Source organism: Streptomyces sp. RLA131, assembly GCF_056270125.1.
Genome location: NZ_JBWDOQ010000002.1, coordinates 6,116,198 through 6,133,415 on the forward strand (window position 1 = coordinate 6,116,198; position 17,218 = coordinate 6,133,415).

The following is a 17,218-nucleotide window of genomic DNA, read 5'->3' on the forward strand; positions in this document are numbered from 1 at the left end:
GCGACGCGGGCCGCCCCGCCCTACCGTGGTCGCATGAGCACCCCCACCGCCACCACAGGTTTCTGGCTCGCCGGCCGCAAGGCCACCGGCGATGAGAGCTTCGACGTCACGAACGCCTGGGACGGCCGCGTCGTCGGCACCGTCTCCGTGCCCACCGCCGAGCAGCTGGAGCAGGCCGTCGCGGCCGCGCATGCCGCCGAGGCGGCGTTCGCCGCGACGCCCGCGCATGTGCGGTCGGCGGCGCTGGACCACGTCGCGAAGCGGCTGGGGGAGCGTACGGAGGAGATCGCGCGGCTGATCAGCGCGGAGAACGGCAAGCCGGTGAAGTGGGCGCGCGGCGAGGTCGCGCGTGCGGTGTCGGTGTTCCGGTGGGCCTCGGAGGAGGCCCGGCGCTTCAACAGCGGTGAGGCGCAGCGGCTGGACACCGACGCGGGCGGGGTGGGGCGGCTGGCGCTGACCCGCCGGTTCCCGCGCGGCAGCGTGCTGGGCATCGCGCCGTTCAACTTCCCGCTGAACCTGGTCGCCCACAAGGTGGCGCCGGCGATCGCGGTCGGCGCGCCGATCATCCTGAAGCCGGCGCCGGCGACCCCGCTGTCCGCGCTCGTGCTCGGGGAGATCCTCGCGGAGACCGAGGGGCTGCCGGAGGGTGCGTGGAGCGTGCTGCCGGTTCCCAACGACCGGATGCCGGACCTCGTACAGGACAAGCGGCTGCCGGTGATCTCGTTCACCGGCTCCGACAAGGTCGGCTACCAGATCCTGGACTCGGTGCCGCGCAAGCACGTCACCCTGGAGCTGGGCGGGAACGCGGCGGCGGTCGTGCTCGCCGACTGGTCCTCCGAGGAGGACCTGGAGTGGGCGGCGTCCCGGATCGCCACCTTCGCCAACTACCAGGGCGGCCAGTCCTGCATCTCCGTCCAGCGCGTGATCGCCGACGCGAGCGTCTACGACCGCCTCGCCGAGAAGATCGTGGCCAAGGTCCGCGCCCAGGTCACCGGTGACCCGTCCGACGACGCGACCGACGTCGGCCCGCTGGTCGACGTCAACGCCGCGCGCCGCGTGGAGTCCTGGGTGGACGACGCGGTCGCCAAGGGCGCCAAGCTCCTCACCGGCGGCAGCCGCGACGGCGCGTCCTACGCCCCGACGGTGCTGGCCGGGCTGCCGGGCGACGCGATCGTGGCCACCGAGGAGGTCTTCGGCCCGGTGCTGTCGCTGCAGCGGGTGGACGGCACCGACGAGGCGTTCGCCGCGGTCAACGACTCCCGCTTCGGCCTGCAGAGCGGGGTGTTCACGCACGACCTGCAGACCGCCTTCCGCGCCCACCGCGAGCTGGAGGTCGGCGGTGTCATCATCGGCGACGCGCCCTCCTACCGCGCCGACCAGATGCCGTACGGCGGCGTCAAGGACTCCGGCATCGGCCGTGAGGGCGTGAAGTACGCGATGGACGACTACACCTACGAGCGGGTGCTGGTCCTGACCGGCCTCGCTCTCTGACGGACCACTCCTTCCAGCGGCCCGGGCGCATGTGCGGTGCTCCCGGGCCGCGCCCTTTCCTGACGCCCCCTGCCTCTGCATGACCACGTAAAGTGGCCCGACCCGATTCGGGGTTGAGGGAGGGAGAGGACGAAGGTGACAACCTACGCGGTGGTCTGCGCGGCGGATGCCGAGGCGACCGCAGGAGCCGTGGCCGAAGGAACGGCCGGCGGCTGGATATCGGGGGACGCGGGCGGCACGGCCGTGCTGTTCGACGCGCCGGAGACCGACGGCGGCGGCCTGGGCATCAAGGATCTGCTGCCGCCCGCCCGGGAGTTGGCGAAGCGGCTCGACGTGCCCGCCGTCGTCCTGGTCGGCACCCCGCAGGTCGCGTACGCGGTCTTCGTGCGGCCCGGCGACAAGGGCGACCAGAGCCTGGTGTGGGCGGCGGACTGGAAACCGCCCACCGATCCCGGGGAGTACGCCCAGCACCGCGAGGAGTGGGACGCCCAGGCCGCCACCTGCGCGCGGTGGTTCGGCCGTCCCGAGGCCGCCGCCGCGCTGGCCGAGGTGCGCAACGACCCGACGCCCGGTGAACCCGTCCCCGGCAGCGACGAGTTGCTGCGCGGGGTGTGCACCGCGCTGGGTGTGCCGTCGCAGGCGGTCGGCGCCTCGTCGCTCGCCTCCGCCGACGGCGTCGCGGAGGAGGGGGTGCCCCGGGACGCGGTCCGGGCCGAGGCGGCGCCGGCGGCCGCGGGCAGCGGCGGGACGGCGGCCGGGCCGAGGAGTTCGACGCTGCGGGCGCTGCGCGCGCTGGTGCTGTTCGCGGGCTTCTACCTGCTCGGGTTCGTGCTGCTGGCGGGGCTGGCGGGCATCGACGCGCTGCTGCTGTCCTGGCGGCTGAACGGTGTGACCGGCAAGGTGGTCTTCGTTTCGGTGGTGCTCGCGATCCCCATCGTCCAGGGCATGTTCATGCTGCGCACCCCCAAGGACGGGGGTCCGCCCGCGGTGCCGGTCACCGAACAGGGGCAGCCCGCGCTCTGGGCCGCCGTCAGGATGCTGGCCGAGCGCTACGGGACCCGCGCGCCCGACGAGATCCTGCTGGTCGGCGAGGTCAACGCGGCCGTGTCCGAGGAGTCCCGGCTGCTCGGCCTGATCGGCGGCCGGCGCCGTATGTACATCGGCGTACCGCTGCTCGCCGGGCTCACCGAGCGTCAGCTGTACGCCGTCCTCACCCATGAACTGGGCCACTACGGCAACAGCGACACCCGGCTGTCCGCCATCACCCTGCGCGGCCAGCGCAGGATCCTGCATACGATCGAGCACTTCCACGGGCGGGCCCGCGGCAAGCAGGACCAGGAGCGGAACCGCCAGGAGGAGAAGGCCGCCAAGGCCCTGGCCAAGGGCCGGAAGGCCAAGGAGGTGGACACGGCCGGCGCGGGCATCACCTACCGGGCCATGGCCGCGATCTACACCGCCTACGCCAAGCTCTACTTCCGCGCCTCGCACAGCGTCGGCCGCGGCCAGGAGCTCGCCGCCGACCTGGCCGCCGTGCGCATCGCGGGCCGCGACGCCACCGCCTCCGCGCTGCGCGAGCTGCCCGTCCTGGACGCCGCCTTCGGCCACTACATGCGGCAGTACGCGACCTTCGGCACCGCCGCCGGTCTCCTCCCGCCGCCCGGCGAGGTCTACGGCGGCCTGCGCCGCTTCCTGGCCGACCCCGGCCGCCGCGCCGAACTGGACCGGCTGCGCGCCCGGCTGCCCCGCGAGCAGCGGTCCCCGTACGACTCCCACCCGCCGATCGCCGAGCGGGTACGCGCCATCGAGGCACTGCCCGCCGACCCGCCCGCCGACGAGCCCGGCGCGGCGCCGCTCTCCGGCACCGACCGGCCGGCCCTGGAGGTGCTCCAGGACCTGGACCGGCTGCTGACCGAACTCGAAGATGCCACCCTTTCGGCCGAAGCCCTGGCCCTGGAGCGGGTCGAGTGGAGTGCGCTGGCCGGTCCCGCCGTACGCGTGCACCTGGAGGAGAACGCCGGCCCGCTGCGCACCGCGCTCACCGCCGCCGGCATCGAGCCGACCCCGGCCGCCCTGCTCGACGCGGCCGACGCCGGCGCGCTGCCCGCAGGACTGCGGCCGGAGGGCGTGGCCGCACTGGCCGGACTGGCCCTGAGCGACTCCGGCACCGGCCACTGGGAGCTCACCTGGGACCAGGGCGTACGCCTGGTCCTGCCCGGCACCGACGACGCCGACGAGGCGCTGTCCGCCGCCGCGCGGGCCGTGCTCGCCGACACCCCGGACACGGTGCCGCTGCGCGGACTGCTGGCCCCGGCCTGACCCCGCGTCCGGTCGGCCGCTCAGCCCCCGCGCCCGGTGTGCGGGGGCTGGCGGGCCTGCCGGATATGGGGTACCAACGGACAAGTAGCACCGCCCGGTAACCGGAGAGGTGGCTTCCCCTCATGTCCACACCCGCATCCGCACCCCGTCAGGACGCGCCGCGCCCCGACGCCCCCCGCCAGGTCTCGGAACGCGAGGCGCGCCAGGTCGCCGAGGCCGCCCGTGAGCAGGACTGGCGCCGGCCCAGCTTCGCCAAGGAGCTGTTCCTGGGCCGCTTCCGGCTCGACCTGATCCATCCGCACCCCACGCCCGCCCCCGACGACGTGCAGCGCGGCGAGGCATTCCTGGCCAAGCTCCGCGACTTCTGCGAGACGATCGACTCCGCGCGCATCGAGCGCGAGGCACGCATCCCCGACGAGGTGATCGACGGGCTCAAGGAGCTCGGCGCCCTCGGCATGAAGATCGACACCAAGTACGGCGGTCTCGGCCTCACCCAGGTGTACTACAACAAGGCGCTGGCCCTGGTCGGCTCCGCGAACCCGGCGCTGGGCGCGCTGCTGTCCGCGCATCAGTCCATCGGCGTACCGCAGCCCCTGAAGCTTTTCGGCACCACGGAGCAGAAGGAGGAGTTCCTGCCGCGCTGCGCACGCACCGACATCTCCGCCTTCCTGCTGACCGAGCCCGACGTCGGCTCCGACCCGGCCCGGCTGGCCACCACCGCGGTGCCGTCCGAGGACGGTGGTACGTACGTCCTGGACGGCGTGAAGCTGTGGACGACCAACGGCGTGGTCGCCGACCTCCTGGTCGTCATGGCCCGGGTGCCGAAGTCGGAGGGCCACAAGGGCGGCATCACGGCCTTCGTCGTCGAGACCAACGCCGAGGGCGTCACCGTCGAGAAGCGCAACGCCTTCATGGGCCTGCGTGGCCTGGAGAACGGCGTCACCCGCTTCCACCAGGTCCGGGTCCCCGCCCAGAACCGCATCGGCGCCGAGGGCGCCGGTCTGAAGATCGCCCTCACCACCCTCAACACCGGCCGGCTCTCGCTGCCCGCGATGTGCGTCGGCGCGGGCAAGTGGTGTCTGAAGATCGCCCGCGAGTGGTCGGCGGTACGGGAGCAGTGGGGCAAGCCGATCGCACAGCACGAGGCCGTCGGCTCCAAGATCGCCTTCATCGCCGCGACGACCTTCGCCCTCGAAGCGGTGGTCGACCTGTCCTCCCAGATGGCCGACGAGAACCGCAACGACATCCGTATCGAGGCCGCCCTCGCCAAGCTCTACGGCAGCGAGATGGCCTGGCTGATGGCGGACGAGCTGGTCCAGATCCGCGGCGGCCGGGGCTTCGAGACCGCCGAGTCGCTCGCCGCGCGCGGCGAACGGGCCGTCCCCGCCGAGCAGATGCTGCGCGACCTGCGCATCAACCGCATCTTCGAGGGCTCCACCGAGATCATGCATCTGCTGATCGCCCGCGAGGCCGTGGACGCCCACCTCTCCGTCGCCGGTGACCTCATCGACCCGGAGAAGTCCCTCGGTGACAAGGCCAGGGCCGGCGCCAGGGCCGGTGGCTTCTACGCCCGCTGGCTGCCCAAGCTCGTCGCGGGACCCGGCCGGGTCCCGGGCGCGTACGGGGAGTTCGGCGAACTCGCCGGGCATCTGCGCTTCGTCGAGCGCGGCTCCCGCAAGCTCGCCCGCGCGACCTTCATGGCCATGGCGCGCTGGCAGGGCCGGATGGAGACCAAGCAGGGCTTCCTCGGCCGGATCGTCGACATCGGAGCGGAGCTCTTCGCCATGAGCGCCGCCTGCGTACGCGCCGACATGCTCGGCACCCAGACCGCGCGGCAGCTCGCCGACGCCTTCTGCCGCCAGTCCCGGATCCGGGTCGACGAACTCTTCGGCCGGCTGTGGACCAACACCGACGACATCGACCGCCGGGTCGTCGACGGGGTCATGTCCGGCGCCTACACCTGGCTGGAGGAGGGCATCGTCGACCCCTCGGGCGAGGGACCGTGGATCGCCGACGCGACCCCGGGACCGTCGCGGTCCCCGAACCTCCACCGGCCGATCCGCTGACCTGCCCGCCACGGCCCCGGAGGCGGTGCCGCCGGGGCCGTGGCGAGCAGACACAATGGAGGGATGACGGACTCTCTCGCCGACCCGCATCTGCGGCTGCCCGGTCACACCCCGGCCGCCGGCCCCCGGGACATAGTCATCCTCGGCTCGACCGGATCGATCGGCACCCAGGCCATCGACGTCGTGCTGCGCAACCCGGACCGCTTCCGGGTGGTGGCCCTCTCGGCGGCCGGCGGCCGGGTGGCGCTCCTGGCCGAGCAGGCCCACCGGCTGGGCGTACGCGCCGTGTCGGTGGCCGACCGGGAGGCGGAAGGCCCGCTGCGCGAGGCGCTGACCCGGCTGTACGGTGCCGAGCCGCTGCCCGCGGTCCTCGCCGGGCCCGACGCGGCGGCCGAGCTGGCGGCCATGGAGTGCCACTCGGTGCTCAACGGCATCACCGGCTCGATCGGCCTGCGGCCCACCCTAGCCGCCCTGGAGGCCGGCCGGATCCTGGTCCTGGCCAACAAGGAGTCCCTGATCGTCGGCGGCCCGCTGGTGAAGGCGGTGGCCAGGCCCGGCCAGATCGTGCCGGTGGACTCCGAGCACTCCGCGCTCTTCCAGGCACTGATGGGCGGCACCCGCGCCGAGGTGCGCAAGCTGGTCGTCACCGCTTCGGGCGGGCCCTTCCGGGGGCGCACCAAGGAGGAGCTGGCCGGCGTCACGCCCGAGCAGGCCCTGGCGCACCCCACCTGGGACATGGGCCCGGTCGTCACGATCAACTCGGCGACGCTCGTCAACAAGGGCCTGGAGGTGATCGAGGCCCATCTGCTCTACGACATTCCCTTCGATCGGATTGAGGTAGTGGTCCATCCCCAGTCGTATATCCACTCGATGGTGGAGTTCACTGACGGTTCGACGCTGGCCCAGGCGGGGCCGCCCGACATGCGGATGCCGATCGCGCTGGGCATGGGCTGGCCCGAGCGGGTGCCCGACGCCGCCCCGGGCTGCGACTGGACCAAGGCCGCGACCTGGACCTTCTTCCCGCTCGACGACGAGGCCTTCCCCTCAGTGGCGCTGGCCCGCCATGTCGGTAGTCTCGGGGGCACCGCGCCCGCGGTGTTCAACGCGGCCAACGAGGAGTGCGTGGACGCCTTTCTCGCGGGCACCCTGCCGTTCACGGGGATCGTGGACACCGTGGCGAGCGTGGTGGCCGAGCACGAGTCCGGCGGGGGCACGTCCGGAGGCGGGACGGGAACCCCGCTCACCGTCGAGGACGTCCTCGAAGCGGAACGGTGGGCCCGGACCCGCGCACGGGAACTGGCCGACCAGGCACAGCAGACAGCACAGACAGCACAGACAGCAAAAACAGAACAAACCGCACAGGCGGAACAGGCGACCTCGGAGGCTGCAGGCGTATGACGGCACTCATGACGGCCCTCGGGATCGTCGTCTTCTTCTTCGGACTCCTCTTCTCCATCGCCTGGCACGAACTGGGCCATCTCTCGACCGCCAAGCTCTTCAAGATCCGGGTGCCGCAGTACATGGTCGGCTTCGGCCCCACCATCTGGTCCCGGCACCGGGGTGAGACCGAGTACGGCTTCAAGTGGGTCCCGCTCGGCGGCTACATCCGCATGATCGGCATGTTCCCGCCCGGGGACGACGGCCGCATCACGGCCCGCTCCACCTCGCCCTGGCGCAGCATGATCGAGGACGCCCGCGAGGCCTCGTACGAGGAGGTCAAGCCGGGCGACGAGGACCGCCTGTTCTACACGCGCAAGCCGTGGAAGCGCGTCATCGTGATGTTCGCCGGGCCCTTCATGAACCTGATCCTGGCGTTCGTGCTGTTCCTCATGGTCCTCATGGGCTTCGGCCAGACGACCCAGACCACCACCGTCGGGGAGGTCTCCGACTGCGTCATCTCGCAGTCCGACGAGGCCGCGCTCAAGGCGAAGAACCCCTGCGCCACCGACAAGTACGCCGAGTCGCCGGCCAAAAAGGCGGGCCTGAAGGCGGGCGACCGGATCCTCACCTTCAACGGCACGCCGGTCGACGACAGCCAGTGGTCCGTCCTCCAGCAGGAGATCCGCCGTACCACCGGCCCGGCCACCCTCACCGTGCTGCGCAAGGGGCGGACGCTCACCCTGCACGCCGACCTGATCGAGAACAAGGTCGCCAAGACCGACGGCAACGGCGGCTACGCCGACGGCCAGTACGTGACCGCCGGCTTCCTCGGCTTCACCCCCGCCACCGGCGTCGTACGGCTCGACCTCGGGCAGTCCGTCGAGCGGATGGGCGACATGGCCCGCAGCGGCGTGGAGTCACTGGCCGCGCTGCCGTCGAAGGTCCCCGACCTGTGGAACGCGGTCTTCAACGGCGCCGAGCGCAAGCAGGACTCCCCGGTCGGCATGATCGGCGCGGCCCGGATCGGCGGCGACGTCCTGGCCATGCACATCCCCGCCACCCAGCGCATCGCGTTCTTCCTCAGCCTCCTCGCGGGGATCAACCTCTCCCTCTTCCTGTTCAACATGCTCCCGCTGCTGCCGCTCGACGGCGGCCACATCGCGGGCGCGCTGTGGGAGTCGGTACGCCGCCATGTCGCCAGGGTCTTCCGGCGTCCCGACCCGGGCCCCTTCGACGTGGCCAAGCTGATGCCGGTCGCCTATGTCGTCGCCGGTATTTTCATCTGCTTCACGGCGCTCGTGATGGCCGCGGATCTCATCAATCCGGTGCGTTTGACGTAGGTACCCGGTCGGGGACGTGGGCCGGGTGCCGTAATCTCGGTAAGCGGAGCCCGCCCACGCCGCCGGGACCTCGATCCATACTTTTGGGGACTGCACGCACATGACCGCGATTTCGCTCGGGATCCCGTCCGTTCCGATCAAGCTCGCCGACCGGCGCCCAAGCCGCAAGATCCAGGTCGGCTCGGTGGCCGTCGGCGGCGACGCGCCGGTCTCCGTGCAGTCCATGACCACCACGGTGACCGCGGACATCGGCGCCACCCTCCAGCAGATCGCCGAGCTCACCGCCTCCGGCTGTCAGATCGTGCGCGTCGCCTGCCCCACGCAGGACGACGCCGACGCGCTCGCCACGATCGCGCGCAAGTCGCAGATCCCGGTGATCGCGGACATCCACTTCCAGCCGAAGTACGTCTTCGCCGCCATCGACGCGGGCTGCGCCGCGGTCCGGGTCAACCCGGGCAACATCAAGCAGTTCGACGACAAGGTGAAGGAGATCGCCCGCGCCGCCTCGGCGGCCGGCACCCCGATCCGGATCGGCGTCAACGCCGGGTCGCTCGACAAGCGGCTGCTGGAGAAGTACGGCAAGGCCACCCCCGAGGCGCTGGTGGAGTCGGCGCTGTGGGAGTGCTCGCTGTTCGAGGAGCACGGCTTCCGCGACATCAAGATCTCGGTCAAGCACAACGACCCGGTCGTGATGGTCAACGCCTACCGCCAGCTCGCCGCCAAGTGCGACTACCCGCTGCACCTGGGCGTGACCGAGGCGGGTCCGGCGTTCCAGGGCACCATCAAGTCCGCGGTGGCCTTCGGCGCGCTGCTGAGCGAGGGCATCGGTGACACGATCCGGGTCTCGCTTTCGGCGCCGCCGGCCGAGGAGGTCAAGGTCGGCATCCAGATCCTGGAGTCGCTCAACCTGCGGCAGCGGCGTCTGGAGATCGTCTCCTGCCCCTCCTGCGGGCGGGCGCAGGTCGATGTGTACAAGCTGGCCGACCAGGTCACCGCCGGTCTGGAGGGCATGGAGGTGCCGCTGCGGGTGGCGGTCATGGGCTGTGTCGTCAACGGTCCGGGCGAGGCCCGCGAGGCGGACCTCGGGGTCGCCTCCGGAAACGGCAAGGGACAGATCTTCGTCAAGGGCGAGGTCATCAAGACCGTCCCCGAGTCCAAGATCGTCGAGACCCTCATCGAGGAGGCCATGAAGCTGGCCGAGCAGATGGAGGCGGACGGCGTCATGTCCGGCGAGCCCTCGGTCAGCATCAGCTGACCGTCCCGGGCGGCGCGCTCCGCGCGACGGCGGGGTATCGTGCGGAGACCCTCCCCCGGAAGGGGGGACCCAGCTGCGGCCCGTACGGTGAGGCGCCCCATCGTGTTGACGACGACCACCACGAGAGTCCTGGAGCCCGGCGACCTCGAAGCCGCCCTCGACGTCCTCAACCGCGACCCGGTGGCCAACGCCTTCGTCGCCTCCCGGGTCAACGTCGCCGGACTCGACCCCTGGCGCCTCGGCGGCGAGATGTGGGGCTGGTACGCGGGCGGCCGGCTCACCTCGCTCTGCTACGCCGGGGCCAACCTGGTGCCGATCTGCGCCGGACCGGAGGCCGTACGGGCGTTCGCGGAACGCGCGCGCCGGACCGGCCGCCGCTGCTCGTCCATCGTCGGCCCGGTCGAACCCACCACCGCGCTGTGGTCGCTGCTGGAACCGAACTGGGGCCCCGCCCGCGAAGTGCGGGCCCGGCAGCCGCTGATGGTCACCCGCGCCCTGCCGGCCGAGGTCGCTCCCGACCCCCTCGTACGCCGGGTCGCGCGGGACGAGATCGACATCCTCATGCCGGCCTGCGTGGCGATGTTCACCGAGGAGGTCGGCGTCTCGCCGCTCGCCGGGGACGGCGGCCTGCTCTACCAGGCCCGGGTCGCCGAACTCGTCACCACCGGACGGTCCTTCGCCCGCATAGAGAACGGCCGGGTGGTCTTCAAGGCCGAGATCGGGGCGGTCACCCGGCACGCCTGCCAGATCCAGGGCGTCTGGGTGGCCCCCGAACACCGCGGCCGGCGGCTCTCCGAGAGCGGCATGTCGGCCGTCCTGCACTACGCGCTCCGCGATGTGGCGCCCATCGTCAGCCTCTACGTCAACGACTACAACTCCCCGGCCCGAGCCGCGTACCGGCGGGTGGGGTTCACCGAGGTCGGCGCATTCATGAGCGTGCTGTTCTAGTAGTGTCCCCGCCCATGGATGACGTGGTGGTCGGGCCGGTCGATCTCGCCGCGCGGGTCGACGAGGCGCTGGCCGTACAGGCGCTGGCCTTCGGACTGGGCGACGACGAGATCGCCATCCGCCGGCAGATCGTGCTGCGGCACCTCACCCACCCCGGCGTGCGCGCGCTCGGCGCCCTCGCCCCCGGCGACCGGCTGGTGGGCTTCGTCTACGGGATGCCCAACAGCCGCGACCACTGGTGGTCGACCGTCGTCGAGCCCTATCTGCGGCGCACCGGCACCGACGACTGGCTGGACGACTCGTTCACCATCACCGAGCTGCACGTCCACCCCCGTTACCAGGCCAGGGGCCTGGGCCGTGAGCTGATCACCACGATCACCGACTCCGCCGCCGAGCCCCGCAGCATCCTGTCCGCCATCGACGTGGAGAGCCGCGCCCGCCGCCTGTACCGGTCGCTCGGATACGCCGACCTGGCCCGCCCCGTGCACTTCCCCAGCGCTGCCAGCCCGTACGCCGTGATGGGCGCGGTACTTCCGCTGCGCCGCTGAGCGATATCCTCGGCATCTGTCCCTGTGTTCCTGTGTCACCGCCCCGCCCTGGAGATCTCACCATGGTCCTGCGCATGTCCCGTCTGATGCTCAAGACGCTGCGCGACGACCCGGCCGACGCCGAGACCGCGAGCCACAAGCTCCTGGTCCGCGCCGGTTATGTCCGTCGCACCTCCGCGGGGATGTGGACCTGGCTGCCGCTGGGCAAGCGGGTCCTGGAGAACGTCTCCCGCGTCATCCGCGAGGAGATGGACGCCATCGGCGCCCAGGAGGTGCTGCTGCCCGCGCTGCTGCCGCGTGAGCCCTACGAGGCCACGGGCCGCTGGTCGGAGTACGGCGACCTGCTGTTCCGCCTGAAGGACCGCAAGGGCGCCGACTATCTGCTCGGGCCGACCCACGAGGAGATCTTCACCCAGACGGTGAAGGACCAATGCACGTCCTACAAGGACCTGCCGGTGATGCTCTACCAGATCCAGACCAAGTTCCGTGACGAGGCCCGGCCGCGCTCGGGCGTGCTGCGCGGGCGCGAGTTCCAGATGAAGGACTCGTACTCCTTCGACACCACCGACGAGGGCCTGGCCGAGTCCTACCGCCTCCACCGCGAGGCCTACGTACGGATCTTCCAGCGGCTCGGCTTCGACTTCCGGGTCGTCTCGGCGATCTCGGGCGCCATGGGCGGCTCCGCGTCCGAGGAGTTCCTCGCCCCGGCGGCGGCCGGCGAGGACACCTTCGCCGACTGCCCGGCCTGCGACTTCGCGGCCAACACCGAGGCCGTCACGACCGCGCTGGTGCCGGTCGACGGCTCCGCGCACGGGCCCGTCGAGCTGCTGGACACCCCCGACACCCCGACCATCGAGACGCTCGCCGCCCACCTGGGCGTGCCCGCCTCGGCGACGCTGAAGAACCTGCTGGTCAAGGTCGACGGCGAGATCACCGCCGTCGGTGTCCCCGGCGACCGCGAGGTCGACCTCGGCAAGCTCACCGAACACCTCGCCCCGGCCGTCGTCGAGCTGGTCACCGCCGAGGACTTCGCCGGCCGCCCCGACCTGGTACGCGGCTACGTCGGCCCGCAGGGCCTGTCCGGCGTCCCCTACCTCGCCGACCCGCGCATCGCCCCCGGCACCGCCTGGGTCACCGGCGCCAACACCGTGGGCAAGCACGCCCGCAACGTCGTCGTCGGCCGTGACTTCGACGTCGACCGCTACCTGGACGTCGTCACCGTCCGGGCCGGCGACCCGTGCCCCCGCTGCGGCACCGGGCTGCGGCTGGACCGCGCGATCGAGATCGGCCACATCTTCCAGCTCGGCCGCAAGTACGCCGACGCCTTCGAACTCGACGTCCTCGGCCAGCAGGGCAAGCCGGTCCGGGTCACCATGGGCTCGTACGGCATCGGGGTGTCGCGCGCCGTCGCGGCCCTCGCCGAGCAGACCCACGACGAGCAGGGCCTGTGCTGGCCCCGCGAGGTCGCCCCGGCCGACATCCACATCGTGGCGGCCGGCAAGGCCGTCCAGACCGAACTGGCCCTGGAGATCGCCGAGAAGCTGCACGCGGCGGGTGTCCGGGTGCTGGTCGACGACCGCGCGGGCGTCTCGCCCGGCGTGAAGTTCACCGACGCCGAACTGATCGGTGTGCCCGCCATCCTCGTCGTCGGCCGACGGGCGGCGGAGGGCGTCGTCGAGCTCAAGGACCGCCGCACCGGCGAGCGCGAGGAACTGCCCGTCGACGAGGCCCTGGCCCGGCTCTCCAGCTGAGCCCGCAGGGCCCGCAGGGCTGAGCCCGCCGCGCCGGGGCCGTGGTGCCGGGCGCGGCGGCTCAGAGCCAGCCGGCGAACTCCAGCAGCAGCTCCGCCCCGTCGCGGTCGCCGACGGACAGGCCCCAGACGCCGGCCTCCACGGCCCGGAAGACCGTCCAGGCCCGGAGGCGGTCGCGGTCGACGTCGAGCGAGTCGGCGAGCTTGGAGATCCGGCGGCGGGCCGCCGACTCGGCGCCCGGCGCGGCGGCGAGCGTGTCGAGGCGGTCGCGGGTGAGCCAGGCGAGGTCGTAGGCGGGATCGCCGACCAGCGGCTTGGGGTCGATGGCCAGCCAGGGCGTACGGTCGCCGGCCAGGACGTTGCCGTGGTGGTAGTCGCCGTGCAGCAGCACCGGCTCCACCGGCTCGGCCAGCGCCCGTTCACGCGCCTCCAGCGCCTCGTCGACCAGGTGCCGCACCTCCGCCGCCCAGGGCTGCTCCCGGCGCTCCCGCAGGGTCGTGACGAGCGAGGCGGTGCGCTCGGCGACCGGCACGAAGGGATGCCCGTCCACGGGCGGCGCGACCCACAGCCGCCGGAGGATCGCGGCGGCCTCCAGCATGGCCCTGGGCTCGGGCAGGGAGCGCAGCGAGACCTCGCCCTGCAACCGTTCCAGCAGCAGCACACCCTCCGCCGGGTCGGCGTCGAGCAGCCGCACCGCGCCCCGGCCGTCCCAGTGGGCGAGGGCGGCGGACTCGTGCAGGGTCTCGGGGGTCACCATCCCGGCCTTCAGCACCGCGGGAGTGCCGTCGGCCCGCCGGACGAGCACGATCATGCTGATCTGGCCGCCCGGCGTGAACACCCGCTCCGGCCGCAGCTCCCACCGCTCCAGATAGCCCGCGACCCGGCCCGGGAGGGTGTCGAGCCAGGCGCGGCCCGGTTCGCCCTCCCAGGCGGTGATGGTGCGGACCAGCCGTTCCGGCGGTTGAAGCTGCGTCATGGTCGGGGTCGTCCCTCCGTCGGGCTCCGTCGGGCTCGGTCAGGCCGAGGCCGCTGCCGAGGCCGAAGGGGTCGCGTCCGCCGCCCGCTCGGCCAGCCCCGGGAAGGCTACGCTCTTCCCGCGCCAGCGCACCGCCCTTACGGCGGCCTCCCGCAGCCAGCCGGCGGCGTCGCCGCGCAGCTCGCCCTCGGCGGCCCGGACCAGGTCGGCGTAGACGGCGCAGACCCGCTCCTCCAGCTCGGCTCCCAGCCGTACGGCGGCCGCCGCGTCCGGCACCGGGAAGGGCAGCGCGTACGCCGGCTCCGCCGCGACCGGGGTGCCGCCCAGGCCCGTCACGGTGCGGCGCAGCGTGTCACGCCGGGCGCGGTGGGCGTCGTAGGCCGAACGGGCCTCGTTCTGACGGGACTCGGCGACCCGGGCGCCGAGCACGCCGTAGCCGTAGACCGCCGCGTGTTCGGCGGCCAGCGCCGCCTGGACGGCCGCGAGCGGCTTCTGCTCTGCCGTGTCCGACATGGCTCGGTCAGCCTTCCTTGAGCAGCAGGACATGACAGGCCCCGGCCGCGGCGGCCGAGGCCAGCAGACGGGCCAGCTCGGGCGGGGCGTCGAGCAGGGCGGTCGCCCGGGAGTCGGCCAGCGACTTCTCCGCCGAGGCGAGGGCCGCCAGGGCCGCCGCGGAGCCCTCCGGCGCGCCGGTGGCCGTGACCGCGGGCGGCGAGGCGCCGCCCTTCGCCCCGAACGCCCTGGCGTGCCGTGCGACCTCGGCCCGCAGCGGCGCCAGCCCGCCGGCCAGCTCCGGAAGGGCCGCGATGACGGCGTCGTAGTGCGCCAGCAGCGCCGCGCTGTCCCGGCCGGCCGCGGCCAGCAGCACCGCCCCGGCCGAGGCGGACGCCGAGGCCCCGCGGGTCGTCGCGCCCGCTTTCTGCCCCGCGTCGTCCGAACACCCGCCGAGCAGCGCGGCCACCGCCGGCAGAGCCAGTACGGCACGCCTGCGCGGGCGTGCCGGATTCGTTCCCGTGATCATCACAGGTGAGGGTACCCGGGCCGGGGCCGTCCCGGCTCGCGGAGCGACGCGGGGCTCGCCGGGGGTCGGGCGTGCCCGGGGCGGAGGGTGGCGAAACGTCCGAATCGCGATCGCGGTGCCGGAACCGATAGGCTCTGGGCCGACACACGACCTTCCACCACAACAGCACACGCGGCCGAGGAGTCACCCGGATGAGCACCACCCACAGCGAGAGGCTGCGCGGACTGCTTGAGCCCCTCGTCGCCGATACGGGACTGGATCTGGAAGAGGTCAGGGTGACGCAGGCCGGCAAGCGCCGGCAGTTGCTGGTGGTGGTGGATTCCGATGAGGGCGTGCAGCTGGACGCGGTCGCCGAGCTGAGCCGGGAGATCTCCCAGGCGCTCGACGCGTCCGACGCCATGGGTGACGGCGAGTATCTGCTCGAAGTCAGTTCCCCCGGTCTGGACCGCCCGCTCACCGAGCCGCGGCACTTCCGCCGCAACACCGGCCGGCTGGTCAGGTTCACCCTTGCCGCGGGGGGCGAGACCATCGCGCGGATCATGGCGGTGGACGACGAGGGAATCGATCTGGAGATCCCCGGGGTCAAGGGGCGCAAGCCCAAGCCCGGACGGATCGCCTTCCCGGAGATCACCCGGGCCCGCATCGAGATCGAGTTCAACCGCAAGGACGACAAGGAAGACGGCGCGGCGGACGCGGACGGCGACTCCGAAGCCGGAACCGATGGCAGCGACGAGAGCACTGAGGAGGCGTAGCCGTGGACATCGACATGAGTGCCCTGCGGGGTCTGGTCCGTGAGAAGGAGATCTCGTTCGACCTGCTGGTCGAGGCGATCGAGGCGGCTCTCCTCATCGCGTACCACCGTGAACCGGGCAGCAGCCGTAACGCCCGCGTGGAACTGGACCGCACCAACGGTCACGTCACGGTCTGGGCGAAGGAGGACGCGTCCGAGACGCCGGAGGGCGCGGAGCCGCGTGACTTCGACGACACGCCCACCGGTTTCGGGCGGATCGCGGCGACCACCGCCAAGCAGGTGATCCTCCAGCGGCTGCGCGACGCGGAGGACGAGATCACCTTCGGCGAGTTCGCGGGCCGTGAGGGCGACATCGTCACCGGTGTCGTCCAGCAGGGCAAGGACCCCAAGAACGTGCTGGTCGACATCGGCAGGCTGGAGGCGATCCTGCCGGTCCAGGAGCAGGTGCCGGGCGAGGAGTACAAGCACGGCATCCGCCTGCGCTCGTACGTCGTACGGGTGGCGAAGGGGGTGCGCGGTCCTTCGGTGACCCTGTCCCGTACGCACCCCAACCTGGTGAAGAAGCTCTTCGCGCTGGAGGTGCCGGAGATCGCCGACGGGTCGGTGGAGATCTCGGCCATCGCCCGCGAGGCCGGTCACCGCAGCAAGATCGCGGTGCGTTCGACCCGGTCCGGGCTGAACGCCAAGGGCGCCTGCATCGGCCCGATGGGCGCGCGGGTGCGGGCCGTGATGGCGGAGCTGCACGGTGAGAAGATCGACATCGTGGACTGGTCGGACGACCCGGCGGAGATGGTGGCCAACGCGCTGTCACCCGCCCGGGTGACCAAGGTCGAGGTCGTCGACCTCGGCGCCCGCTCCGCCCGGGTGACGGTGCCGGACTACCAGCTGTCGCTGGCGATCGGCAAGGAGGGGCAGAACGCCCGCCTGGCCGCCCGCCTCACCGGCTGGCGGATCGACATCCGTCCCGACATCGAGCAGACCGCCCCCTGATTTCCGGAACGTAACGGACGAACAACCGTGCGTCGAATAACCCGAAGGGGTGAGGTCGGCGCGGGGAGGTAGACTTAAGAGTGTCTGGCCGGACGCACAGCCCAGCATGCCCGGAGCGAACCTGCATCGGCTGCCGGGAGCGAGCGGCCAAGAACGACCTGCTGCGTGTGGTGGTGGTCGGGGACGAACTGGTCCCCGATGATCGCGGTACGCTGCACGGTCGGGGTGCCTATGTGCATCCCAGCACCGTCTGTCTCGACCTGGCGGTCCGCCGCCGGGCGTTCCCCCGGGCCCTCCGGGTCCAGGGAGCGCTTGATACCGCCGACTTGCGTCGGCACGTCGAGCAGGCAACACCGTAAGCAAGCAAGGACGCACGGGACACCGT

Annotated in this window: 15 protein-coding genes; 12 read left to right on the plus strand and 3 right to left on the minus strand. The window is 72.3% G+C overall.

Features of this window, described 5'->3' with window-relative positions; all coding sequences use genetic code 11:
- Window positions 1-33 precede the first annotated feature (33 nt).
- From RWE79_RS28705 to RWE79_RS28745, 9 genes are all read left to right on the plus strand, one after another.
- A complete protein-coding gene (locus tag RWE79_RS28705; RefSeq protein ID WP_475942961.1) occupies window positions 34-1,491 on the plus strand; it encodes an aldehyde dehydrogenase family protein in 1,458 nt (485 codons plus the stop codon).
- 135 nt (window positions 1,492-1,626) lie between these two features.
- A complete protein-coding gene (locus tag RWE79_RS28710; protein ID WP_475942962.1) occupies window positions 1,627-3,807 on the plus strand; it encodes a M48 family metalloprotease in 2,181 nt (726 codons plus the stop codon).
- Between the two features lie 122 nt (window positions 3,808-3,929).
- Window positions 3,930-5,873, plus strand: a complete 1,944-nt coding sequence (locus RWE79_RS28715) for an acyl-CoA dehydrogenase family protein (RefSeq protein ID WP_475942963.1) — start codon at window positions 3,930-3,932, stop codon at window positions 5,871-5,873.
- Window positions 5,874-5,936: 63 nt separating this feature from the next.
- Window positions 5,937-7,271, plus strand: coding sequence for a 1-deoxy-D-xylulose-5-phosphate reductoisomerase (gene dxr / locus RWE79_RS28720; protein ID WP_475942964.1), 1,335 nt, complete (start codon window positions 5,937-5,939; stop codon window positions 7,269-7,271).
- The gene (locus RWE79_RS28725; RefSeq protein WP_475942965.1) at window positions 7,268-8,593 is read left to right on the plus strand and encodes a M50 family metallopeptidase; all 1,326 of its coding nucleotides are present in this window, start codon (window positions 7,268-7,270) and stop codon (window positions 8,591-8,593) included. Before dxr ends, RWE79_RS28725 begins: the two co-directional genes overlap by 4 nt.
- Window positions 8,594-8,693: 100 nt before the next feature.
- Complete coding sequence (gene ispG / locus RWE79_RS28730) at window positions 8,694-9,848, plus strand: flavodoxin-dependent (E)-4-hydroxy-3-methylbut-2-enyl-diphosphate synthase (RefSeq protein WP_475942966.1); 1,155 nt, start codon at window positions 8,694-8,696, stop codon at window positions 9,846-9,848.
- Window positions 9,849-9,950: 102 nt separating this feature from the next.
- On the plus strand, window positions 9,951-10,796 hold the full coding sequence (locus tag RWE79_RS28735) for a GNAT family N-acetyltransferase (protein ID WP_475942967.1): 846 nt from the start codon (window positions 9,951-9,953) through the stop codon (window positions 10,794-10,796).
- 14 nt (window positions 10,797-10,810) lie between these two features.
- On the plus strand, window positions 10,811-11,344 hold the full coding sequence (locus tag RWE79_RS28740; RefSeq protein WP_475942968.1) for a GNAT family N-acetyltransferase: 534 nt from the start codon (window positions 10,811-10,813) through the stop codon (window positions 11,342-11,344).
- Window positions 11,345-11,406: 62 nt separating this feature from the next.
- On the plus strand, window positions 11,407-13,095 hold the full coding sequence (locus RWE79_RS28745) for a proline--tRNA ligase (RefSeq protein WP_475942969.1): 1,689 nt from the start codon (window positions 11,407-11,409) through the stop codon (window positions 13,093-13,095).
- A 61-nt stretch (window positions 13,096-13,156) separates the two neighbouring features.
- Here the strand turns inward: RWE79_RS28745 and RWE79_RS28750 are convergent, their stop codons facing one another.
- Genes RWE79_RS28750 through RWE79_RS28760 form a run of 3 tightly spaced genes read right to left on the minus strand, consistent with a single transcriptional unit; the run spans window position 13,157 to window position 15,092 of the window.
- Window positions 13,157-14,071 carry an aminoglycoside phosphotransferase family protein gene (locus tag RWE79_RS28750; protein WP_475942970.1) on the minus strand — a complete coding sequence of 305 codons (915 nt, stop codon included), beginning with the start codon at window positions 14,069-14,071 and terminating at the stop codon, window positions 13,157-13,159.
- Window positions 14,072-14,110: 39 nt separating this feature from the next.
- Window positions 14,111-14,584: a ferritin-like domain-containing protein gene (locus RWE79_RS28755; protein ID WP_475942971.1), complete on the minus strand. Its 474-nt coding sequence runs from the start codon at window positions 14,582-14,584 to the stop codon at window positions 14,111-14,113.
- A 7-nt stretch (window positions 14,585-14,591) separates the two neighbouring features.
- Window positions 14,592-15,092, minus strand: a complete 501-nt coding sequence (locus RWE79_RS28760) for a hypothetical protein (protein WP_475942972.1) — start codon at window positions 15,090-15,092, stop codon at window positions 14,592-14,594.
- Between the two features lie 191 nt (window positions 15,093-15,283).
- Between RWE79_RS28760 and rimP the strand changes: the two genes are divergently transcribed.
- The 3 genes from rimP (at window position 15,284) to RWE79_RS28775 (ending at window position 17,192) form a co-directional block, all read left to right on the plus strand.
- On the plus strand, window positions 15,284-15,844 hold the full coding sequence (gene rimP, locus RWE79_RS28765; RefSeq protein WP_475942973.1) for a ribosome maturation factor RimP: 561 nt from the start codon (window positions 15,284-15,286) through the stop codon (window positions 15,842-15,844).
- 2 nt (window positions 15,845-15,846) lie between these two features.
- On the plus strand, window positions 15,847-16,833 hold the full coding sequence (nusA, locus tag RWE79_RS28770) for a transcription termination factor NusA (RefSeq protein ID WP_475942974.1): 987 nt from the start codon (window positions 15,847-15,849) through the stop codon (window positions 16,831-16,833).
- An 80-nt stretch (window positions 16,834-16,913) separates the two neighbouring features.
- Complete coding sequence (locus RWE79_RS28775) at window positions 16,914-17,192, plus strand: YlxR family protein (protein ID WP_475942975.1); 279 nt, start codon at window positions 16,914-16,916, stop codon at window positions 17,190-17,192.
- Window positions 17,193-17,218: the final 26 nt, after the last annotated feature.